The sequence below is a fragment of the Sinorhizobium fredii USDA 205 genome, from assembly GCF_001461695.1.
GTDB classification, from domain to species: domain Bacteria; phylum Pseudomonadota; class Alphaproteobacteria; order Rhizobiales; family Rhizobiaceae; genus Sinorhizobium; species Sinorhizobium fredii.
The window spans coordinates 1-21937 of the sequence record NZ_AUTC01000035.1 but is presented as its reverse complement, the minus strand read 5'-3'; the positions used below and the strand labels follow the sequence as shown (position 1 = coordinate 21937).

Below are 21937 nucleotides of genomic sequence, written 5' to 3'. Positions count from 1 at the left end.
TCCGAGGAGCCGCACAGCAGCATCACCACGTTGATTGCTCGCTTGCCGGGCCACTTCGCCGGTGTCTTGGCGATCGTCATCTGTTGGCAGCAGTCAACCGATGTAAGGGCCGACGAGCCAATGCAGATGACGAGTTCGGCGGACGCCCCGACTTTCTCCTGGCGCTTTGGCGCCCGCTGGGAAGACATCGACACGCCGGACCTGTCCTCGAACGTCGCGGCACCGATCGGGACTGGTCTCGAGCCACCCGATACCGTCGGAGTGAGGACGGCTTTCTCTTTCCGGCTGCCGCTCGAAGAAGCCGGGATCGGACCGTTCTTCCTCGAATGGGACGGAACGATTTCGCATGCAAGTGGCTCCTCTCGAACGGTCGTGCAGCCGGTCGGCAGCGGCTTTGACCTCACGGCCGGCGAACCGGCCGGCGGAAGCATCTCTCTGACGACAACCACCGACCTTACGGGAGCGACCGCTGCCGGCACGATATATTTCACGGACAGTTCGGACGATGACGCAGGCATCATGGCCTTCGCCCATTCGCCAGCAGGAAACGGCAATGCCGTCACGCAATATGCCACCAGCGGCACGCGGACCGGGGCCGCGTTCCTGGCGCTCGTCACCCGCGGCACACCGTCGGCCGCCGCTTATGCGGCCTTTGCGGACGATCGAGGTCTCTTCTTCCAAGCCCTCGGCGACTTGCAAGGAAGCGTCGTGAGATCGACGGTCGAACAACGGGCGAACCATTTCGATCAAACGCTCTGGCTCGGGGCCCCGCTCGACCTTGGGAACGGCTGGACGATCACTCCGAGGTTCGGCCCAACCTACCGATCGACAAGGCAGGACACCGTGTTCCGCACGGAGGTCGACATCGACGAGAGCATTGTCTCCGGTGTCGCAATGCCAGCTATCGGCTACCAGGAGACGGTGAAGCTCTCCGCCGACTACTACGGTGTCGTTTCCGGTTTGAGCGCCGAAACACCCGTGGCCGAGAATGTCCGGTTTCAAATCAATTTCAGTGCGGGCGTCGCGCATTATCGGGCGCGCCTCGACAATCGCGCCACCGCGATATTCCCGGAAGCCGACATCAGCCTTTCCTCCAGCAAGCAAAGGCGAAGCGGCGGCACCTTCCTTGCCGACGTCAGCGCTGCGCTGATCTTGTCGTCACATGAAAGCCTCTCGGTGAAGTTTGAAGCCGGCACGAGTTTCCTCGCGGACGTGCCGGTCTATCGGTCCGGCACGCTCGAAACGGACGACACGCAGAGCTACTATCTGGCCGTCGGTCTGGTACATAGATTCTGACGGACGGTGTCACGGTTTAGGGACCGCCGGTCGGCTCCTGTTTGACACGCTCGCCCACCAAGACCGTATCCGGGCCAAATTCGGTAGTATGACCGCCCTGGAAGAAAACGCCAGGTTGCGCAAGAATCGATCGTGCATCGTTACAATTCGCCCTGAAAAGTTACTGGACCGAAGCCCCCGATCTGGCCAAGATGAGCCTGCAAATCATCGAACTGATTTCAGTATCAATTTAGATCAGAGCTCGCTGCGAAGTGAGCTCTGATTCAGAATCGAACCGGTTGAGCTCGCGGCGGCTCTCGGGGAAACGTGCTGATCGGTATAGCCCAATACATTCCAGGGCGCGACATTACCGCCAAAATGACTGCGCCATAGGTGGGACATTTCACCGCTTCCTCAAAGGGTCCGCTTGCTGACAGCGGGCCCTTTCTTTCACTTGAGACAGGGACGGTTCGGCGCCTACTCAGCCATAGAGATAGTTCGGCAGCCACAGCGTCATGCCAGGCCAGATATACATGATGATCATGCAGAGGATGACGATCAGCATGTAGGGCATCATGCCCGCGAAAATCTGCATGAGCGTGACGTGTGGCGGCGAGACGCCCTTGAGATAGTAGGCGGACATGGCGACCGGCGGCGACAGGAAGGCCGCCTGCAGATTGACGAAGACGAGAACGCCCCAGACGATCGGATCGATATCGAAGTGCCGGAGCATGGGCAGGAAGATCGGCACGAAGATGATGATGATCTCCGTCCATTCGAGTGGCCAGCCCAGAATGAAGATGATCGCCTGCGACAGGATCATGAACTGCAGCGGCGTGAGATCGAGGGCCAGCACCCATTGCTCGACCAGCGCCTGTCCACCGAGGATCGCGAAGACCGCGGAAAACAGCGCCGATCCGACGAATAGCCAGCAGACCATCGCCGTCGTTTTCGCCGTCAGGAACACCGCTTCCTTGGTTCGTTTCCAGTTGAGTGTTCCGGCCTGCAATGCGAGCAGAAACGCCCCCGCCGCCCCGACCGCGGCGGACTCCGTCGCGGTCGTGATGCCGAAGAGGATGACGGCGAGCACGACGATGGTAAGGATCGCGAGCGGCATGACCGAGGACACCAGAAGCTTCACGATCTGGAGCCGCTCCGCCGTCATGTTGCGGTAGTACCGGACGAGCAGGATCAGCGCGACCGCCGTCGCCAGCCCGAACCACAGGTAGAAGGCCGTGGCGGATCCGTCGGCGGCAGTTGGCCCGGCGTCTGCCGAAGGCGCTCCGAGTTCCTCCAGCCCTTCGGGCGCTTCGGCTTCACCCGCCTGCGGATGGATGACCACATACCACCACACCAGCGCCAGCGTGCACGCCGTCAACAGAAAGGGGACGAGCGCCGCGATCGCATTCTTGACGAGCTTCCAATAGGTGAACCGCCCTTCCTCCGTCTCGATCGCCAATGCCTGCCGCGGCGAGAACAGAGCGGCAAAAAGCCCGACCAGCATGTTGCGCGAATAGAGCGCCTCGAAACGCCTCATCCAGCCCGGCACGGGAACGCGCGTCTGCTCCTCGGGCAGGGCCGGTGCGATCTTCGGGTTGAGCGCCGCCCAGCCAAGGACATAGGCAAGATAAAGTAGAGCCAGGAAGAAGCCTGGGAACATTGTCGCGGCATAGAGTTTGACCACCGATTGCCCGGCGACCGCCGCATAGACGATGATCATCACCGAGGGTGGAATCAGGATGCCGAGCGTGCCGCCCGCGGTGATGACCCCGGAGGCGAGCCTCACATCGTAGCCGGCGCGCAACATGGGATTCATGGCGATCACCCCCATCAGCACCACCACCGCGCCGACCAGGCCGCTGGCGATGCCCCAGAAGGTGCAGATGATGAGCGTCGCCACCGCAAGCGACGCTGGCACGCGCCGGAAGGAAAGCTGGACACTGTAGAACATCTTGTCGACGAGGGCGCCGCGTTCCATCACGTAGCCCATCAGCACGAAGAGGGGGATGCAGATCAGCACGTCGTTGGTCATCGCGCCATAGGTGCGTTGGACCATGAGATCGAAGACGCGATTGTCGATCCAGTGTTCGGCGGGGTTGTAGAAGGCGTAGAAGCCGAAGACCATGCCGAGCCCCATCAGCGTGAAGGCCGTCGGAAATCCCATCAGGATCACGACGACGATAAGCATCAGCATGGTCAATCCGAGAAACGGGTCGCTCACGGCTCCTCCTCACCCCCGAGGCCGCGCTGCCGAGCCGCTTTCTCGATGTCCTGCGCCCGCTCGATCGCGGCCGCGCGAGCCTCGACGTCGACATGTTCGCTGTGGGCAAGCTGCTCGGCGACCACGTCCATCTCCTCGACGTCCTTCATCCGGCGCGGCCATTCCCCGGTCCTTAGACAGGCGATGCAGCGCACGATCTCGGCGAGCCCCTGCAGCATCACGAGGGCGCCGGCCACGGGAATGACTGTCTTGAAATAGTAGATCGGCGGCCCTTCCGCCGTCACGGTGGAGTGTTCGCCGATGCGCCATGAAAGGGCGGCATAGTCGTATCCGGCATAGACGAGTGCTGCGACGCCCGGCAGGAAGAATAAGATATAAAGCGCAAGATCGAGCGCGGCCTGTGTGCGGGGTTTCAGCGAGCTGTAGATGAAATCACCGCGCACATGGGCGTTCTGCGCCAGCGCATAGGCACCGGCCAGCATGAACAGCGTGCCGTAGAGCATGTTGCTCGCGTCGAAGATCCAGGCGGTCGGCGCATTGAGGATGTAGCGCTTGAATACCTCGACGCAGACCAGCACCATCAGACCGATGATCAGCCATGCGGCGGCCTTGCCGAACCACACGCTGACCTTGTCGATGCTGATGAGAAAATGCTGAACGTCCACGCGCGCCCCCCAGAATGCCCCATGCTCCGATCACGCGTCACCGGCATCGCCCGGTGACGCGTGAAAGGTGAGAAAGTCAGAGCGACTTCGCCACCCCCTCTTTCCCGAAATAGTGGTCGAACGCCAGCCGCCGGCCGACGAGGGTATCCTGTTCCCACCGCGTCGCGCGCTCTGCAAAGGCGATCTGGGATTGAATGACCTCCTTGAACAGCGGGTTCTCTGCAGCTTTCTTTTTCACCACCTCGTCGTAGACCTCGAGCTGTCTCTTGAGGATCGCCTCCGGCGTCTTGTAGAACTTGACCTGATCGGAGGTCTGCATCGCCACATAGTCCCGCGAATAGCGGTCGATCGCTTTCCAGTGCATGTCCTGGGAGGCGGCCTCCGCCGCGTTGGAGATGATCGCCTTCATCTGCTCCGGCAACTGGTCGTATCGTGCCTTGTTGAACAGGATTTCGAACTGCTCGGCATTCTGGTGGTAGCTCTGCAGCATGCAGATTTTCGATACGTCCGGGAAACCGAGCACCCGGTCGGAGGAGGCATTGTTGAATTCCGCCGCGTCGAGCAGGCCGCGATCGAGAGCGGCGACGATCTCGCCGCCCGGCAAGGCGTTGACTGCGGCGCCGAGCCCGGTGAAGACATCGATCGAAATGCCGACCGTGCGGAACTTGAGGCCCTGGATATCCTCGACCTTGGCGACCGGCTTCTTGAACCAGCCGAGCGGTTGCGTCGGCATCGGCCCGTAGAGGAACGAAACGACATTGGCGCCGATCGATTCGTAAAGCTTGGCAAGAAGGTCCTTGCCACCGCCATACTTGTGCCAGGCGAGCAGCATGTTGGCGTCCATGGCGAAGCCCGGCCCGGAGCCCCAAAGGGCCAGCGCCGACTGCTTGCCGTAGTGGTAGGCGACGACGCCGTGGCCGCCGTCGAGCGTCCCCTGGGATACCGCATCGAGCAGGCCGAATGCCGGCACGACGGCGCCCGCCGGCAGCACCTCGATCTTCAGATCGCCGCCGGTCATGTCGTTGACCTTCTTGGCGAAATCGATTGCGAACTCGTGAAAGATGTCCTTCGACGGCCAGGTGCTTTGCCAGCGCATGTTGGTCGGCCCTTGCGCCTTGACGACGCTAGGCGCCGCGACTGCCGCTGCGCCGGCCATGGCCGCGCCGCTCAGAAATTGGCGGCGCGATGTCTTCCCCCGGTTCCGGGTTCCTTGCTTCATCTTTTCCTCCCAGAGCCTGCGCATCTTAGGAACAAGTTTCCGCAGGCGATTCAAAGTTCTAAGAGGCAGAACGCCCAATTCGAGGCGTCGCGCCCCAGTCGTTTCGAGCTGCTTCAAGAATACTCCCGAATGCTGCCCCACGCAAAGATTGCAGGAACAAGAAGGGAACGCGGCTGTTTGGTGACCGACAAGGAATATTGCGAAGCGGCCGCGCGTCTAACGCCGAAGCGGCACAATACGTTCCGAGGACCTCCGATGAAGACCGGCTTCCGGCGCAACTCACTTATGGTCGTCGTCATAGGCGCGCTCCTCGCCGGCTGCACGAGCGTCTCCGCGCAACGCACCGGCGCAATCGCCGGGAGCGGCGGCTACGGTCCGAACCCCACGCTGCCGAAGCCGAGACCGACGCTGATCCCGACTATAAGAATTGCCGAGGCGAAAGGCTGGCCGGGAGGTGCGTTACCGCAGCCGGCGAAAGGATTGACGGTGAATGCCTTTGCATCCGGCCTGGACCACCCGCGCTGGCTGCATGTGCTGCCGAACGGCGATGTGCTGGTCGCCGAAAGCAATGCTCCGGAGAAGGAGAACAGCGGCTTCAGCCTTCGCAAGTTGGTCATGGGAGCCGCAATGAAACGCGCTGGCGCGGCGACGAAGAGTGCTAATCGCATCACGCTGCTGCGCGACACGGATGGCGACGGTGTCGCCGATCTGCGCCGGACATTTATCGAGGGGCTCAATTCGCCCTTCGGCATGACCTTGTCGAACGGCCGGCTATACGTCGCCAACACCGATGCGCTGGTCGCCTTCCCCTATAGGAGCGGCCGGACCCGGATAACCACGAGACCGGAAAAGATCGTCGATCTGCCCGCGGGTGATCTGAACCACCATTGGACCAAGGACGTCATTGCGAGCCGCGACGGCCGCAAGCTTTACGTTACGGTGGGCTCCAACAGCAACGTCGGGGAAAACGGCATGGCGGCGGAGATAAACCGTGCAGGCGTGCTCGAGGTCGACCGGGCAAGCCGCCGCACCCGGGTCTTCGCCTCGGGGCTGCGCAATCCGAATGGCCTCTCCTGGAACCCCGAGAGCGGCGAGCTCTGGGTCGCCGTCAACGAGCGGGACGAGATCGGTGACGACCTCGTCCCGGACTACATGACCTCTGTCCGCGCCGGCGGTTTCTACGGCTGGCCTTACAGCTATTTCGGCCAGAACGCCGACGCACGGGTCAAGCCGCAGCGGCCGGACCTCGTCGCCAGGGCGATCAAACCGGACTACGCGCTCGGCTCGCACACGGCCTCGCTTGGGCTGACATTCTCCAAGGAAGCGAAACTGGGGCCGAGCTACCGCAACGGCGCTTTCGTCGGCCAGCACGGCTCCTGGAATAGAAGCGTCTATAGCGGATACAAGGTCGTCTTCGTCCCCTTCCGCAATGGCGAACCGAACGGCCCGCCGAGCGACGTCCTCACCGGCTTCATCGGCCGCGACAACAAGGCCATGGGTCGGCCGGTCGGCGTCGCAATCGACAAAACGGGCGCCCTGCTCGTCGCCGACGACGTCGGCAACATCATCTGGCGGGTTAGCCGCCGGGGGAAATGACACCGAGCGGTCGGAGACTCCATCAAGTCCGAGCTCGGCGGCTGCCCGCTATGCTTTTGAGGGTACCGATACCACTTCACAGGCACTCGTGCGGTTGCTAGGCTCTGCCAGCGGATAAAGAACTAAAGCGGCAAATTCGCCGATATCCCGCGGCTCGGAATCGATCGCACCCATGATTTGGATTCGTCAAAGCCCATCACCGCACCAGGTCCGGGAGATTGCCGCATGAGGCGGCTGGCAGCCATCCTGGATGCGGATGTCGTCGGCTACAGCCGTTTGATGGGGCTCGACGAGGCGGGAACCTTCAGCGCGCTGAAGGCCTGCCGCAGCACCTTGATCCTCCCGACAATCGCCGCGCATAGCGGCCGGATCGTAAAGCAGACGGGCGACGGATTGCTGGCGGAGTTCGCGAGCGTTGTCGATGCCGTCGGCTGCGCCATGACAATCCAGCAGATGATGCCGCAGCACAACGAAAAGGGCGGCACCCAGCGCCTGGAACTGCGTATCGGCATTCACCTCGGCGACGTCATTGTCGAAGACGACGACATCCATGGCGATGGCGTTACCGTCGCCGCGCGCCTCCAGGAAATCGCTCCGCCCGGCGGAATCTGCGTTTCGCAGCAGGTTCATGATCACGTCGCGTCCAAGCTTGATTTCCCGGCCACCGATATCGGCAAGCGGACGCTCAGCGACGTACACCGCCCCATTCGCATCTGGCGGTGGCAACCGGGTGAGGCGTCCGAGCCCGCCCCCGCTGCGCCGCCGCCGGACCAACGGCCGCTACAGGAGCGTCAGCGCCCTTCGATTGCCGTCCTGCCCTTCGTCAACCTCTCCAGCGTCGGCGAGCAGGAGCATTTTTCCGACGGCTTCACGGAAGAACTGATCGCGACGCTCGCCCGCTGCCGCTGGCTCAGGGTGGTCGCCCGCAACTCGTCCTTCTCCTACAAGGGCAAGTCGGTCGACGTCAGGAAGGTAGCCGAGGACCTCGGCGTCAAATACGTCATCGAGGGCAGCATTCGCCGCTCCGGAAGTCGCATCCGCATCACCGCCCAATTGCTGAGCGGCGAAAGCGGCATGCTGCTCTGGGCGGAGCGCTATGACCGGACGCTCGATGATATCTTCGTCCTCCAGGACGAAATCGCCGGCCAGATCACCGGCACCGTCGAGCCAGAACTCGGGATGATCGAATTCGCTGCGCTGCGTGGCCATCCCACCGCCGACATGGATGCCTGGAACATCTATCTGAAGGGCCTCTGGCACCTCTATAAGTTCAACCTCGACGATCTGAAGACCGCCAAGCAACTCTTCGAGCGAGCCATCGCCCTCGAGCCCGCCTTCGCCCAGGCCCATGCGCGGCTCGCGTATGTCCATATCCAGCTCGGCTGGTACGGACCGCTGGAGGAACGGGCCGAGCGGATCGGCGATGCCATCAGGCTCGCCGAGCGGGCGATCGCCCTCGACAGCCGCGAGCCCGCAGCGCATCTGGCGCTCGGTCGGGCACTGGCGCTCGGCGGCCAGCCGGAGCGCGGCATCGATCATCTGCGCAATGCACTCCGGCTCGACGCGAGCTTCGCCCAGGGCCATTTCGCCCTCGGCCAGGCGCTTTGCTATGTCGAACGCCCGGAGGAAGGCATCGCCGCGATCAACGAAGCTTTCCGGTTGAGCCCGCGCGATCCACACCTCTGGACCTTCCACAACATGCTGGCGATCGCCCACTACCAGTCGGGACGGCTTGCGGAATCGGCGGCCGCTGCCCGCGCCTCGCTGCGCCAGGAAAACGTCACCTTCTGGCCGGCCATGGTGCTGGCAGCCGCTCTCGGCGCCGGCGGGCCAAGCGCCGAAGCGCGCGACGCAATCGCCGCCCTTCTTTGCCGACGACCGGACATGACCGCCGACAAGGCGCGGGCCGAATTCTATTTTGGCCGCCTGCCGGCCATGCCGGAGCATTTCATCGATCGCTTCGTCAACGATCTGCGCCGCGCCGGCCTGCCGGAATGAGAGTCTTGCTAAGGCCGAGCGTCCCGGACGAAACCGCTTGCCTAGACCCATAGTCGCTCAGCGAAGGTCGACAAGGATCTCGGACATAATGGCTGTGACCTGACCATGAAGGTAGGGATTCGCGAGTTTATGAATCGCAGTCGCAATCGTCTCCTCGTGTTCCAACTCGAACCCGATATCCTCGCGAACCTAGACGAGATTTGCCCAGGCCTCCACGGAGTGTTCGTCGATTTCGCCGTTTTCGAATCGTCTCAAAATTGAGGCAACATCGTCACGCTTTAACGTGATGACTGCATCAGAATCCCAACACAGCTCAGCGAGTGCCGCTCTCAATTCAGTCAAGGATCTATCGAACTGGATGAGTGAAGCGAGGACGGCTCGTCTATCCATCATATTGGCAGCGCCTAAACTCGCGAGCCTCCCTATTGCAGCGTGCGAGCCGGCGCGGCCGCCGCCTGGCCGTTCATCGCCTCGGGCGCCGCTGCCTCGGTGCCGCGGCCGCTGTCGAGGCCGGTCGCCACGACCGAAACGCGGAAAGTGCCGTCCAGGCTGCGGTCGAAGATCGCGCCGACGACGATGTCGGCCTCGTCGTAGACCTCCTCGCGGATCCGGGTCGCCGCTTCGTCCACCTCGAAAAGTGTCATGTCCATGCCGCCGGAGATCGACACCAGCACGCCCTTGGCGCCGCGCATCGACACTTCGTCGAGCAGCGGGTTGGCGATCGCCGCTTCCGCCGCCATCATCGCCCTACTTTCGCCGGCTGCCTCGCCAGTACCCATCATGGCGCGGCCCATGCCCTTCATCACCGTCTTCACGTCCGCGAAGTCGAGGTTCATCAGGCCTTCCTTGACGATGAGATCGGTAATGCAGCTGACGCCGGAATAGAGCACCCGGTCGGCGATCATGAAGGCGTCGGCAAAGGTGGTCTTGGCATCGGCAATGCGGAAAAGGTTCTGGTTGGGGATGACGATCACAGTGTCGGCGCTCTCGCGCAGCCGCTCGATGCCCAGCTCCGCGGTCTGCATGCGCCGCTTGCCTTCGAAGCTGAAGGGCTTGGTGACGACGGCGACCGTCAGGATTCCGGCCCGCCGCGCCGCCTCGGCAATCACCGGCGCCGCACCGGTGCCGGTGCCGCCGCCCATGCCGGCGGTGACGAAGCACATATGCGTGCCGCCCAGATGATCCATGATTTCGTCGATCGATTCCTGCGCCGCCGCATTGCCGATATCCGGCAGCGAGCCGGCGCCGAGGCCCTCGGTGATCGCCGCGCCGAGTTGGATCCGCCGCGCCGCCTTCGACATGGCGAGCGCCTGCGCATCCGTATTGGCGGCGATGAAGTCGACGCCCTGCAGGTCTTCGGTGATCATGTTGTTGATCGCGTTGCCGCCGCCACCACCGACACCGATGACAGTGATTTTCGGGCGCATCTCGGTGATGATCGGCTTCTTGTACTCTGTCATGGCTCTTCTCCTTGGGCAGTTCCCCGGCCGTCGAAAGCTGCCCGTGCCCCGGGAAACGCGATCGAATGCGGTGCGGCGCGAATCACGCGCCTCCATTCTAGGAATTCAAAAAGGCCAGGGAGAAGGCAAGAGGGGCAAAATCAAGGCAAGTCCACAGCTACGTGAACGGCAGGCGAACCGCCGCCGGAATCGAGCGCACAAGTTGCACGCTCCGTCGCTCCCAATTCCGGCGTGGAAAAGGCGAAAAGCATTCCGGAAGGAACAAGGAAACGCCCCGGCACGTTCCATTCCGTCTTCCTTGAGGAGTGGCTGCAATGGGTGTCGAACAAGCCCCGACGGCAAAGGGCAAGCAATCCGCTCGCGGCTTGCGCAAGAGCGCCGCGAAAGAAGAGAAGAAGGTGGAAGCGCAAAAGGGATCCGATCTCGCCAAAGGCGCCGACCGGTTCGAGGAGCGTTCCAAGAGCTCTGATGGAAGGAGCGCCGGCACGAAGCAGAAGCCGAAACGCTAAGCTCTCGTTCCAACCGCCCTCGCCGCCACCTCAGTCCTTCCCGGACGCAGGTAGGGTGTAGCGACGGCGCACGGCCTCGGCGAGCCTCTTCCGGCTCGCGGCGGGCGAAAGGGAACGATCCTCTTCGATTCCGGCGACTTCCTGCGCGAAGTCCTGATCGCCAATGCGGTCGCCGAACCATTTCGAGTAGTCGCCGGCCCTGAGATGGTGCTCCCAGGTCTCCTCGTCGATCCCCTCGGCAATCTGCAGGAAGATCGTCAGATTGTGGGCGCGCAGGTTCATCCTGTTCTCCGGGCCGCGGAAATAGAAGCTCGCCTCCTCGCCCAGATGCCCCTCGGCATGTTTGCGGGTCTGGCGCCTGAGAACCTGCTTCGGCTTTTCCGCCCGGATGCGCTGCACGAATGTACCCGTCGCGCGGCGCCAGAAAAGCAGCTCGTCGTCTTCGCGGACTTGATCGAGGCCTGCCGGCGGCGCCTCGCCGACCGCCCCGCAGAAGCTCTCGATCGCCTGGCGCGCCTCGGAGCCGAGGGCCACCACCGCCGTTACCGCCGCGAGCGCCTTGGGCGAAAACGCATCGGGATGGTCGGTGATCATGATCATTCCCGAGATGCCTTCCGAGAGCGGCTCCGGCTCACCGTCGCGCACCGCCGGCACGAGGTGATGGGCCTCGTCGATGATCAGCCAGTGCGGTCTGCCCGTCCGGGCGCGAAGCGCCGAAAGGCCCGGCAGCAGCTTGGCGAAGAAGGAAGGCCGTTCCTTGGGCTCGAAGCCGAGCGCGCTCACAACCACATTGTCGTCCGGATTGGCGAGGATTTCGAGCACCTGGCTGTCCGTCGGCGTGGTCGAACCGTTGCCGACGGTCACCACACCTTCGAGATCCTCGTAATCACCCGCCGGATCGAAGACGCAGAACTGGAAGCGCCGCTCTCGCAAACGCTCCGAAAGCGCCGTTGCGAGCGCCGACTTGCCGACGCTCGAACTTCCGGCGATCAACAGCACGTCAGGCGGCCCAATTTCCACCGACCCGTTCTCACCCTCGCCGACAGGCACCTGGTGGCGCTGATTGGTGCAGAACGCATAGTCGCGCTCGACCATCGCCGCGATCAATTCTTCGACGCCCTCGCCGCGCGCACCTTCAAGCGCAAAATCGGCCGTATCTTTCAGCGCCGGCAAGGCGTTCGCCACCGCCGCGCCACAGCCGCACATCCGGAGCAAGGCGTGGTCGTTCTCCGCATCGCCGACGGCCACGACATTCAGGAACGAAAGCTGCATCTCCTTCAGCGCCGCCTTCAATCCGGTCGCCTTATTGACGCCGGTCGGAAGCACCATCACTGCGCCCTTGTTGAAGATGATCTCGAGTTCGAGCCCGAGTTCATTGATCGCTTCCAGCGCGGCCGCCTGATGCGGCTCCCAGGTGGCGACGATCGAGCGCCCGACCGATATGTCGTCGACGCCCTTCTGCCGAAGGCGCTCGACAAATTCCGGCGGCGGCGCCGGCGCGATCGGCGTCTCCTCACCGCTATCGGGCGAATAGAGCAAGGCGCCGTTCTCGACGACGACCTTGTCGAACAGGTCGATCTCGGGGAAAACCCGCTTGAGGTCCGGCAATTCGCGCCCGGTGACGAGCAGCAGCTTGCGGCCGGTCTCTTTCAGCCTTCTCAGCGCTTCGAGAGTTTCCGGCCGAACCGTACCCTCCTCGGCCAAAGTGCCATCATAGTCCGTCGCAAGAGCCATGAAATACATGAGATCGCCCGCCTCTCTTGCCGGGTCGGCCTCCCCGACCTCGCCTTTGTAGTGCTGACGGGGAACGTGCGAGCCCCATGCTGGTTCCCGCACGATAACGGATCTAAGCGACCTGTCGGAGCCGGAACGGCGGCCCCCTTTCAGATGACGCCTTCCCGACGAGGCCCGATGCCGAGCCCTTCCGGCCTCACGCGTTCCAGCTCGGCCGGCTCCTCACCCGCTCGTTCCAGCGCTGCACGTTCTTCAGCGAAGCTGGGATTTCCATGCCGAAGACTTCGCCCAGCCAGTCGCAGACGCCAGCCGTGATATCGGCGACCGAGAAATTGTCTCCGGCGAGGAACGGTCGGCCATCGGCAAGCTCACGGTCGAGCCAGGCCCATTTCTTCGGCACCGCCTGCCGCTCGGTCTCGGCGAAGGCCGGAAACTGTGTGAGGCGATCCTTGAAGAACGCATCCGAGTGCAGCGCGACATTGCCGATCGTGGCGAAGATCACCAGTTCCGCCCGCCGGTTCCACATCTCCACCTTGGCACGGCTGACTGCGTCCGATCCGAAAAGCGGCGGTTCCGGCTGGGCCTCCTCGAAATAGCGGCAGATCGCGACGCTTTCGGTGATGATCGTTCCGTCGTCGAGCTCCAATACCGGAATCTGGCCGAGCGAATTGAGCTTCAGGAAGTCCGGCGCCCTGTGCTCGCCCTTGGCGAAATCGACCTCGACCATCGGCACCTCGATCGCCTTTTCCTTGAGGAAGATGCGCACCCTATAGGAATTCGGTCCCATGCCCTGGTGAAGCTTCATTGTCTCCTCCTTTACTTCTGGCCGTTTTTCCCATGGATTATGACGTAAGTGATTGCATATTGCAACTGGTTTGAAATTTCATCCAGCCTCGCGGAATATCACCTGCTTTGTTCCTCCTCTAGCTTTGCTCTCTAGTGTCGCCCCCATAAACACACCCTCCTCATTCCTGTGCTCGTCACAGGAATCCTGTGTGTTGCAACTGTGGTTAGATGCAGCGGGCGGAAGGCTGTCGGAATCCTGCCCTTTGGCGCCTTGCCTATTCACGGCGCAGACACGCCGTGGCTGGATCCCTGTGACGAGCACAGGGATGACGGTCTGCGAAACGACCCCGCCCGCCTCCTCAAGGCGGGCCCAAGCAGAGATGCCAGCTCAGAGCCGCCAGCCGCCGCTCACGACGAACGGCGCGAGCGCGCCCTCGGCGATCGCCGCATTGCTATAGGCCTTCAGCCGCTGCCCATCGGGAAGCGCAAGCTCCAGGGCGAAGCGCTCTCCCTCGAACACCGATGAGACGACCCGCATCGGAATGCCGTCGGTGCCGCGGTGCACCTGCTCCGGCCGCACCAGCACGTCGGCCAGCGGGCCCTTGTCGGTGGGAGCCGATTTTCCGCTTACGACACCAAACGCCTCCCGCAACAGCGGCCAATCGAGCCGCCGTTCGCCATTCTCGGGCATATTCAGCCGTAGAATACTGCCGCGCCCGATCAGCCCGCCGACCACCCGGCCCTCCGGCCGGGCATAGATCTCCCCGGCGGCGCCACCTGCAGGAGCCGGCCTTCCGACATGACAGCGACGTCGGTCGCGAGTGCCATCGCCTCGGCCTGGTCGTGGGTGACATAAACCATCGTGGCCCCGGATCGCTCGTGAAAGGCGCGGAACGTCTCCTCCATTGCCTTCCTCAGATGCTGGTCGAGATTGGCGAGCGGCTCGTCGAGCAGCACCACGTCCGGCTGGGTGACGAGGCAGCGGGCCAGCGCCACCCGCTGGCGCTGGCCGCCGGAAAGCTCGGCCGGCCGCCGCTCGGCATACTCGGTGAGCTTGACCAGCGACAGCGCCTCGCCGACGAGCTTGCGCCAGGTCGCGCCGGAAACGCCCCGCACCTTCAAGGGATAGCCGACATTTTCCGCGACGGTCATATGCGGCCAGAGCGCATAGGACTGAAACACCATCGCCATGTTGCGCTTTTCCGGCGGCAACGCGCGCTCCGCGTCCGAAAGCCGCCGCTCGCCATAGGAAATCGAGCCGTCGCTCGGCTGCTCGAAGCCGGCAATCATCCTGAGCACCGTCGTCTTGCCGCAGCCGGACGGCCCGAGAAGCGCCAGAAACGCCTGCCTGCGCAGCGTCAGCGAGACGTCGGCCACCGCCGGCCTTCCGCTGCCGTAATCCTTGGTCAGATGGTTCAGGATCAGTTGCGCCACGGCAGCACGCCCTCCGGCAGGTGTTTCGCCAAGAATTCGAGCGCCGTCATCAGCGCGATCACCAAGAGGACGACGAGCACCGACAGTGCCGATGCGAGATCGGAGGAGCCGCTGTCGTCGAGATTGAAGATCGCCACGCCGAGCGTCTGGGTGCCCGCCGACCAGAGCAGCGCCGAGACGGTCAGTTCGTTCGCCGCGATCAGGAAGACGAGGATGACGGAGGCGCCGGCGGCGGGCGCAACGAGCGGCAGCAGCACGTCGCGCATGCGGCGGAAGAAGCCCGCACCGGCAAGCCTTGCCGCCTCCTCGAGCGCAGGGTCCATCTGCAGGAAGGCGCTCAGCACCGGCTTCAGGCTGACGGCGAGGAAGGAGGAAAAATAGGCGGCAAGGATGATCCAGATCGTCCCGTAGAGCGAGACGCCGACGCCCGGCAGGGGTGCCGCAAAGGTGAGGATGAAGGCGACGGCGAGCACGATGCCGGGCAGCGCATAGGGAATCTCGATCAGGATGGCGATGAGATTGGCGAGCGCACCCTTCCGCCGGGTCAAGAGATAGGCGGCCGGCACGGTGACGGTGAGCAGCCCGAGTGCCGCGGCGGAAGCCAGGAACAGCGAATTCTTGAGCGCCGTCAGCGTGATCGACTGGCGGAACAGGATTTCTGCATAGGCGCTGAGCGACATGGTGTTGAGATTGAGCGGCACGCCATAGGCCGGCACCAGCGAGCTTGCGACGAGCGCCAGCAGGGGCGCTGCCAGCACCAGCGCCAGCAGCGCCCAGAGCAGCACTTCGAGAGCGATGCGAAAGCGCCCGAGCGCGAAGGCGGCGCGTGCCCCGGAATGGCCGATGAGGCGATAGTCGCGGCCGGCAAGTGCCCGCTGCTGCACGATGAGCCCAGCGGCGGAGATCGCCGCGATCAGCGTCGAGATCAGCGCGATCTCCCCGAAGGTGGCGGCGCCGAAGCTCGCCAGCCGGCTGAAGATCAGCGTCGGCAGCGTCTCGATCCCGGCGGGAATGCCGAGGATTGCCGGAATGCCGAAATTGCCGATGCCGGAGACGAAGGCGATCGCCCCGCCGGCGATCAGCCCCGGAGCGCCGAGCGGCAGCACGATATCGCGAAACACCCGGAACGGTCCGGCGCCGGCAAGCCGCGCCGCTTCGATGCCGTCGCGCGGGCTCGCCGCAAGCCCGGCTTTCAACGCCAGGAAGACGAGCGGCGCGTGCTGCACGCCGAGCAGAAGCGCGATGCCGGAAAGCGAATAGAGCGGCTGCGGGCTGCCGAGCGGCGGCGCCAGCCCGAGCGTCTTGAGCAAGGGGCTCGCCGGCCCCGACATCTCCACCCAGGCGAGCGCCGTCACCTGCGGAGGGATCATCATCGGCAGCATGAAGGCGAAGCTCAAAGCCAGCTTGCCCCTGATGTCGGTGAGCGCCACCGCGAAGGCGAAGAGCGAACCGAGGGCGAGCGAAACGGCCATTCCGCCGGTGGCGGTGACAAGCGTGTTGCGAAGTGCTGAGAAGGTCGCCGGCTCGAAGATCAGTTGCGCCGCCTGCCCGTCGACAAGGCCGCTCACCCCCGCCCCGGCAAGGCGGGCAAGCGGCAGCACGGAAAGCAGCAGCACGGCGCCGAGCACGAAGGGCAGCAGCCAGGCCGGCTCGCCGCCGGACGGCGCCCGCCGCTTGCGCAAGCGGAAGGCGAACCACCGCCCTGCCCGATCGGCATGCTGCGCTGACTTCGCCTTAGGGGAGCCTTCTTCCGTAGCGTGAGGCACCGCCGGCAATTCGACGCCGCTTAAAGTCCGCGTCAGTTCGTCCGGCAGCCTAGCGGCAGTCGTCTGAGGTGACCGGCTTTCCGCCGCCTCGCCGCCCCCAAAGAGAAAGAGAAACCGCAACCGGCCGAACCGCCGCGCCGTCGACCGCAGGCGCAGGGGCGGCTCCAGGTTCTTGACCCCGGAGCCTCTTTCCGCGTCCGGCGCTGCCGCCGGAGCGCGCAAGCGCCGGCTGCGGGCGATCTCGTCCGCTCCTGTCATAAGGCGGTCAGTTCGTCCCGAAAATGCCGGAGAAGGTTTTGAGAGCCGCTTCGGAATTCTTGACCGCCGCGGCGGCATCGACCGGCAGCACCTTGATCGTCTCGCGGGCCGGATAACCTTCCGGCAGCGCCACGCCGTTGCGGGCCGGGATATAGCCCATCTTCACCGCCACCTTCTGGCCTTCCTCGGAGATGAGGAAGTCGACGAATTTCTTCGCGGCATCGACGTTCTTGGCAGTCTTCAGGATGCCGACCGGCTCGGTGACGGCGGAAACGCCCTCGGCCGGGAAGACGAATTCCACCGGCGCGCCCTTGGTCTTCTCGCGGATCGCCATGAAGTCGACGAGCATGCCATAGGCCTTCTCGCCGGTCGCCACCGCCTTCAACACGCCACCGTTGCCGCCGGCCGCCGTCGCGCCGTTTTCGGCGAGCGCCTTGTAATAATCCCAGCCGAGGCCGGGGATGCCGGCCAGCGTCTCGGCATGGATCAGCGCCGCGCCGGAGGTCAGCGGGCTCGGCATGGTGACGAGGCCCTTCGCCTCCGGCTTGGCAAGATCCTGCCAGCCTTCCGGCTTCATCGCCACCGACGTGTTGTAGACGATGCCGGTGGTGATCATCTTGGTCGAATAATAGGCGCCGTCCGCATCATAGAGCGCCGCATCGTAGCCCGCCGCCTCCGGCGACTTGTGCGGCAGCAGATGCCCGCCCTCCTTCAGCCGCTGCATCGTCACCGTGTCGGCGATCAGAAGCACGTCCGCCACCGGATTGCCCGCCTCGATCTCGGCCATCAGCTTGGCCATGATCTTCGTCGTCCCCTCGCGCACCCACTCGACCTCGACGCCGGGGTTCGCCGCCGTGAACGCATCCACCGTCGCCTGCGCATCCTCGTTCGGCTGGCTCGTATAAAGCACCAGGTTTTCGGCAAAGGCCGTGGTGGAAAGAAGGCCTGCGACGAGCGTGGCGGCAACGGCGGAGAGAAGCGTTTTCATGGAATTGCCCTCGGTGCGAGAAAGATGGCGCCGAGGGATAGAGCGGGTGTTTTACAGGGGTGTGACAGGGGGGAGTGAGTCAGCTTTGCGCCAGTAGGAGACATTGGCGTCGGCTTGGATGAATTACCGCTCCGGGGCCGGAAGCGGTCGGTCCGGTTCTGGCGCTCGTCTCCAGCAAAACTGCCTGTTGCGGAAGGCGACATCCCCTCCTTTCATTCATGTGTCGCCTCAAGCCCTTTCCCAGCCTCGAAGCCTTGGCCCATGTCGATGAGTTGTGCTACGGAACGGACGTGTGCCAAGCAGGTTGAGCGGTGACGAGCCGAAACGCCGTAGTTACAAGGGATGTTCAAGTCTCGTCTGATCCAGTAGCCATAAGGCGAGCCTTCCAGCGCCATCGATCAGCATCAGGCGTCGCGGGCGTACCGAGACGCTCTCGGTTTGTTTCGCTTTTCTACGCCGCTGAGTGCGGTTTGAAGTATTTGGTGATGATGTCCGGTTCGCTTCCAAGTACCGGCGACCTCAGGAATGCTTTGGTGGCAAGCTTGGGACTGCCAAGAGGCCAGATTGATCTGCACAACATAGAGCAACTTTGCCTCGCTGCTGGCCTCCTCCCCGTGGATGTTGGAAGCACCCCTCATTCCTTCGCCGTTAACGGTGATACATTTCCACCGTATAAATTACACGAAGCTGCCCGCTATGGTGTCAAGATCGCCGACGGGTACTTGATCAATGTGGAACAATGGCTGGAAACCATACTGCAGGCGATTGACACGCGAATGGCGACTCAGGGAATTTAAGATGACAGAGTTCTACACCTATCTCGATGTGCTCAACCGCCTGCGGGACGGTGAAACGGTTCGCTCAGCTCCGCGGGAGGTGCTCAGAGCACAGCCGCTGCCATCGCGCCTAGCTCTCTCTCTACTCCCTCAAGCGGCGATGGAGCCGGTTAAGGCGTGGCTTCGGCAGACCTTTGGTCCGCGCTTTCTGGAGGACGAACTTGCGATCGCACTTGAGGCGACAAGCTCCGCCTCGCCTCGCCTTCTTCCGGTAGAGTTTGAAAGGGTCGAGGAGGATTGGAAAACAGGCCAGCGCCTGCGGCTTCGGCCAACCCTTATGTCGGGATCCGTAGTGGTCTATAACATGCCGTATGAAGTAGCCGAGACTGATGACTTAGGCGACTGCCCACCGGTGCTTACTTTTCATTCTTTCAAAGGTGGAATGGGGCGAACCACGCTCGCGCTCGCCTTAGCGGCGGCGGTGCATAAGGTTCACCGCCGCGTTCTTTTCATCGACGCAGACTTCGAAGCTCCTGGAATATCCAGCCTACTCAAACATTCGATGCCCAAACCGCGAATTGCATTCGCGGATTTGCTTGCAATTGCAGCTACATCTTCGGAGATTGAAGCTAACGACGCGATTGAGACTGTAGCTGGTCGACTTGCGGATCAAGAGATAGATGGCTTGATAGTTCTACCTTGCACACGCGATCTCGGTCTTCCCAGCGTTTCGCCTGAAACTCTCACTCTTTCCGGAAAGAGATCTCCTTTCTTTGTAGGCTCGCTAGTTGCCCGTCTCGGGAAAAGAATTGGGGCTGATCTCGTCATTGTTGATCTTCGCGCCGGTCTTTCCGAGCTGGTTGCGTCCCTGTTCCTTGACCCTCGGCTTCAGCACGTTCTCGTCACCACGTTGAACGGCCAAGCCATTGATGGAACGATTATGCTGCTGGACCGCATGCGCGAAATGGCTTCCAAATGGCGAGCCGCATCGAGCACACAATTCGACGCGAGCCTTCCTACAGTCATTATAAATCAAAGTCCTCCGGGGCTTACAGAAGCTGGGTTTGGACAAGAGAGTGCACTGGCTGCCATGGCGGTGTTTGAGGAGGAGATTCGCCTGTTCTTGGAGCAGTTAAGGTCGTCTGATCAACTTACGGACGCACCCGAGAACCCGTTTCAGGAGGCATCGATCACGACCTCCATCGTCGATGCAGACCCGACAGTAACAATCCTACCCCGCGACTTGAGGGAAACGCAGCGGAGTTTGATCCGAACCAACCTCCCGGATCAAATGTATTCGATTTTCGGATCACTCGTCCCGCTGTCCGCACCGTCTGTCCTAGGACAGGACAGGGTTCTCACAGATGCGAATCAGCGACGTGAAAGACTTGCAGAATACGCGCGAAAGAGCATCTTTGCGGAAAGCCAGCCGCAAGCCGACATCTATCCCACAGATTCGCTGGTCAACCTTGCCGAGCGCCACCAAAGTGCTCCGCCAACGGTTACCGTTATCGGTGAAAAGGGTTCGGGCAAGTCATATACTTTCATGTCACTAGCTTTGTCTAAGACGTGGGGAACCTTCACTCAAAAGCTGGGCGTAGGAAGTCTAAAGCAGCCTCGATCTTCCGAAGCTTTGGTGCTACCCGTAACGCCACCGCAGGATCTAGATCGCGATGCCCGCGAGGCAGAGCGCAAGGTAACGGCTGAAACAGCACGGGCGTTGACGGGCGGAATGCCACTCAATGATCAGCTAATCGCGGACGCGGTCCAGCGGCAGTTACAACGGCCAGATGCCGGCAGTGCGGTAGTTTGGCGACAATTTTGGTTGGATATGATTGCGTGGCGTGCAGGATTTACACCCGGGACACCTGAAGCATTTGGACGGTTCACTGAAGCACTGCTTCCCGGCCATGCGGTCGTCGGCATCTTCGACGGGATCGAAACCCTGTTCTCGAGATTGCGATCAAGTGAGCAGGAGCAAGCGGCGGTGGAGGCGCTACTGCGACTTGTCCCTGATTGGCTTTCTCAACTTCCAACAAAGAACGTGGGATGCGTCATCTTTATCAGAGAGGACCTCGCTCGTTACGCGATGGTCAATAACTTTAAGCAATTTGCCGATCGGTATTCCGCCTTTGCTCTTCGATGGAACTGGGCCGAAGCGTCAGCGTTGGCTCTGTGGATTGCGCAACAATCTGGCAGCTTGCCTTCGACGATCGCTCCCGAGAGCTTAGCATCGCTGGACGAGGAACAGCGTAGTCAAGAGCTTGTCGAGCTATGGGGCTGGAAAATGGGGCCCAACACCTCTCGGGAAGCGAGGTCTCTCGAATGGACCATGTCATCGCTTTCGGATTTCAATCGAAGCATCAAAGCCAGAGACCTCGTACGGTTTCTCGCTGAGTCAGCGTCGCGGTCTACTCCTAGCGACATCTACCACGACCAAAGGCTTCTAAGTCCACGCGCGATGCGCGACGCTATTGGACCATGCAGCAGAGATCGCGTTTTCGAAACCGGTGAGGAAAACGTGGACCTAAAGCGAATCTTTCGAAAGATTGAAGGCTTAGTGGGTAGTCAGCGTGAGCTACCGTGGTCGTATGAACGCGCACACGAACTGATAGGCAGTGAGGATGTCAGAGTTCTTGAGGACAATGGCGTCCTCTTTAGGTATGAAGACGAGTTCTTTGTTCCTGAACTGTACCGGAGTGGGCTCAATCTGTTTTACTCCGGCGGTGCTCGCCGGAAGGTTGTCACGCTAATGCGGCAGGCTGCCGGGCGGGGGCGCTGAATGTACGGAAGCTTGTGGTTCACCAGGATCGATATTGAGCGTCTGTGAAGTAAGCGCATAGCCGCTCGATCGCAATCTTTGGAATTGAGAAAGTTACGTTTTCACGTGCAGCCCCACTGTGCGCGGGGCTGCACGGAACCCGCCGTACTGACACTTCCCGCCACCCCGCCCCCGCTGTACACTTCCCCTCGCCGCCTGATCTTCGTCTCGAGCTTGACCTTGGCAATCACCCGGCCATGCCGGCCGTTGGCGGGGGCGAACGGCGGCGGACTTGCGCGCCCCGGGGAGGCCGCCATGGACGATGCGCAATCTCCAGTCAAAGCCGAGCCTGCCGGCGCGCCGGCGTCGATCGAGCCGCGGGTCACCGAGTTCCTGCGGCTCGGCGTGCTGGCGCTCTTCGCCTACTGGTCGCTGACGCTTGTCGTAACCATCCGGTCAGGACCGCAGTAGCCGAGGCTTTTTGCGATTTC

General features: G+C 62.5%; 15 protein-coding genes and 1 pseudogene. 7 read left to right on the top strand and 9 right to left on the bottom strand.

The window, feature by feature from the left end; genetic code table 11:
- Positions 1-126 precede the first annotated feature (126 nt).
- On the top strand, positions 127-1296 hold the full coding sequence (locus tag N181_RS04735) for a hypothetical protein (protein ID WP_080577612.1): 1170 nt from the start codon (positions 127-129) through the stop codon (positions 1294-1296).
- Between the two features lie 460 nt (positions 1297-1756).
- Here N181_RS04735 and N181_RS04730 read toward each other — a convergent pair whose 3' ends face one another.
- The 3 genes from N181_RS04730 to N181_RS04720 all read right to left on the bottom strand — a co-directional run bounded on the left by N181_RS04730 (position 1757) and on the right by N181_RS04720 (position 5380).
- The gene (locus N181_RS04730) at positions 1757-3496 is read right to left on the bottom strand and encodes a TRAP transporter large permease (protein WP_060563259.1); all 1740 of its coding nucleotides are present in this window, start codon (positions 3494-3496) and stop codon (positions 1757-1759) included.
- A complete protein-coding gene (locus N181_RS04725) occupies positions 3493-4161 on the bottom strand; it encodes a TRAP transporter small permease subunit (RefSeq protein ID WP_037397179.1) in 669 nt (222 codons plus the stop codon). The genes N181_RS04730 and N181_RS04725 overlap by 4 nt, the downstream gene beginning before the upstream one ends.
- Positions 4162-4237: 76 nt before the next feature.
- Entirely contained in the window at positions 4238-5380 is a 1143-nt protein-coding gene (locus tag N181_RS04720; RefSeq protein WP_014328827.1) for a TRAP transporter substrate-binding protein, read from the bottom strand.
- Positions 5381-5635: 255 nt separating this feature from the next.
- Here N181_RS04720 and N181_RS04715 point away from each other — a divergent pair, with 255 nt between their 5' ends.
- Together N181_RS04715 and N181_RS04710 are read left to right on the top strand one after the other, a co-directional pair.
- Positions 5636-6976, top strand: a complete 1341-nt coding sequence (locus N181_RS04715; RefSeq protein ID WP_014328828.1) for a PQQ-dependent sugar dehydrogenase — start codon at positions 5636-5638, stop codon at positions 6974-6976.
- A gap of 225 nt (positions 6977-7201) precedes the next feature.
- Entirely contained in the window at positions 7202-8974 is a 1773-nt protein-coding gene (locus N181_RS04710) for a tetratricopeptide repeat protein (protein ID WP_014328829.1), read from the top strand.
- 422 nt (positions 8975-9396) lie between these two features.
- On the opposite strand, the gene ftsZ is transcribed toward N181_RS04710, so the two are convergent.
- Positions 9397-10434, bottom strand: a complete 1038-nt coding sequence (ftsZ, locus tag N181_RS04700; protein ID WP_014328830.1) for a cell division protein FtsZ — start codon at positions 10432-10434, stop codon at positions 9397-9399.
- Between the two features lie 314 nt (positions 10435-10748).
- On the opposite strand from ftsZ, the gene N181_RS04695 reads away from it, so the two are divergent.
- Positions 10749-10943 carry a hypothetical protein gene (locus tag N181_RS04695; protein ID WP_014328831.1) on the top strand — a complete coding sequence of 65 codons (195 nt, stop codon included), beginning with the start codon at positions 10749-10751 and terminating at the stop codon, positions 10941-10943.
- Positions 10944-10973: 30 nt separating this feature from the next.
- Here the strand turns inward: N181_RS04695 and N181_RS04690 are convergent, their stop codons facing one another.
- The 5 genes and pseudogenes from N181_RS04690 to N181_RS04670 all read right to left on the bottom strand — a co-directional run bounded on the left by N181_RS04690 (position 10974) and on the right by N181_RS04670 (position 17909).
- Complete coding sequence (locus tag N181_RS04690; protein WP_037435756.1) at positions 10974-12686, bottom strand: HAD family hydrolase; 1713 nt, start codon at positions 12684-12686, stop codon at positions 10974-10976.
- A gap of 187 nt (positions 12687-12873) precedes the next feature.
- Positions 12874-13482 (bottom strand): glutathione S-transferase family protein, encoded by a 609-nt coding sequence (locus N181_RS04685; RefSeq protein ID WP_037397160.1) that lies wholly within the window; start codon positions 13480-13482, stop codon positions 12874-12876.
- Positions 13483-13851: 369 nt separating this feature from the next.
- Positions 13852-14897: pseudogene (locus tag N181_RS04680) on the bottom strand (ABC transporter ATP-binding protein).
- Positions 14885-16921: an ABC transporter permease gene (locus N181_RS04675; protein WP_080577601.1), complete on the bottom strand. Its 2037-nt coding sequence runs from the start codon at positions 16919-16921 to the stop codon at positions 14885-14887. The pseudogene N181_RS04680 and the gene N181_RS04675 overlap by 13 nt, the downstream one beginning before the upstream one ends.
- Positions 16922-16928: 7 nt before the next feature.
- A complete protein-coding gene (locus tag N181_RS04670) occupies positions 16929-17909 on the bottom strand; it encodes an ABC transporter substrate-binding protein (protein ID WP_037397155.1) in 981 nt (326 codons plus the stop codon).
- A 470-nt stretch (positions 17910-18379) separates the two neighbouring features.
- Between N181_RS04670 and N181_RS33650 the strand changes: the two genes are divergently transcribed.
- The 3 genes from N181_RS33650 (at position 18380) to N181_RS32890 (ending at position 21917) form a co-directional block, all read left to right on the top strand.
- Positions 18380-18706, top strand: coding sequence for a hypothetical protein (locus tag N181_RS33650; RefSeq protein WP_157784654.1), 327 nt, complete (start codon positions 18380-18382; stop codon positions 18704-18706).
- A 1-nt stretch (position 18707) separates the two neighbouring features.
- Positions 18708-21467, top strand: a complete 2760-nt coding sequence (locus tag N181_RS04660) for a KGGVGR-motif variant AAA ATPase (RefSeq protein ID WP_060563258.1) — start codon at positions 18708-18710, stop codon at positions 21465-21467.
- A gap of 294 nt (positions 21468-21761) precedes the next feature.
- Entirely contained in the window at positions 21762-21917 is a 156-nt protein-coding gene (locus N181_RS32890; protein WP_234892859.1) for a hypothetical protein, read from the top strand.
- The last annotated feature ends 20 nt before the right edge of the window (positions 21918-21937 follow it).

Bases quoted from the DNA above. Each gene is read 5' to 3' on its own strand.
- N181_RS04735 (WP_080577612.1), top strand. From the start codon at position 127: ATGACGAGTTCGGCGGACGCCCCGACTTTCTCCTGGCGCTTTGGCGCC.
- N181_RS04720 (WP_014328827.1), bottom strand. From the start codon at position 5,380: ATGAAGCAAGGAACCCGGAACCGGGGGAAGACATCGCGCCGCCAATTT.
- N181_RS04715 (WP_014328828.1), top strand. From the start codon at position 5,636: ATGAAGACCGGCTTCCGGCGCAACTCACTTATGGTCGTCGTCATAGGC.
- N181_RS04710 (WP_014328829.1), top strand. From the start codon at position 7,202: ATGAGGCGGCTGGCAGCCATCCTGGATGCGGATGTCGTCGGCTACAGC.
- ftsZ (WP_014328830.1), bottom strand. From the start codon at position 10,434: ATGACAGAGTACAAGAAGCCGATCATCACCGAGATGCGCCCGAAAATC.
- N181_RS04695 (WP_014328831.1), top strand. From the start codon at position 10,749: ATGGGTGTCGAACAAGCCCCGACGGCAAAGGGCAAGCAATCCGCTCGC.
- N181_RS04690 (WP_037435756.1), bottom strand. From the start codon at position 12,686: ATGTATTTCATGGCTCTTGCGACGGACTATGATGGCACTTTGGCCGAG.
- N181_RS04685 (WP_037397160.1), bottom strand. From the start codon at position 13,482: ATGAAGCTTCACCAGGGCATGGGACCGAATTCCTATAGGGTGCGCATC.
- N181_RS04675 (WP_080577601.1), bottom strand. From the start codon at position 16,921: ATGACAGGAGCGGACGAGATCGCCCGCAGCCGGCGCTTGCGCGCTCCG.
- N181_RS04670 (WP_037397155.1), bottom strand. From the start codon at position 17,909: ATGAAAACGCTTCTCTCCGCCGTTGCCGCCACGCTCGTCGCAGGCCTT.
- N181_RS04660 (WP_060563258.1), top strand. From the start codon at position 18,708: ATGACAGAGTTCTACACCTATCTCGATGTGCTCAACCGCCTGCGGGAC.
- N181_RS32890 (WP_234892859.1), top strand. From the start codon at position 21,762: ATGGACGATGCGCAATCTCCAGTCAAAGCCGAGCCTGCCGGCGCGCCG.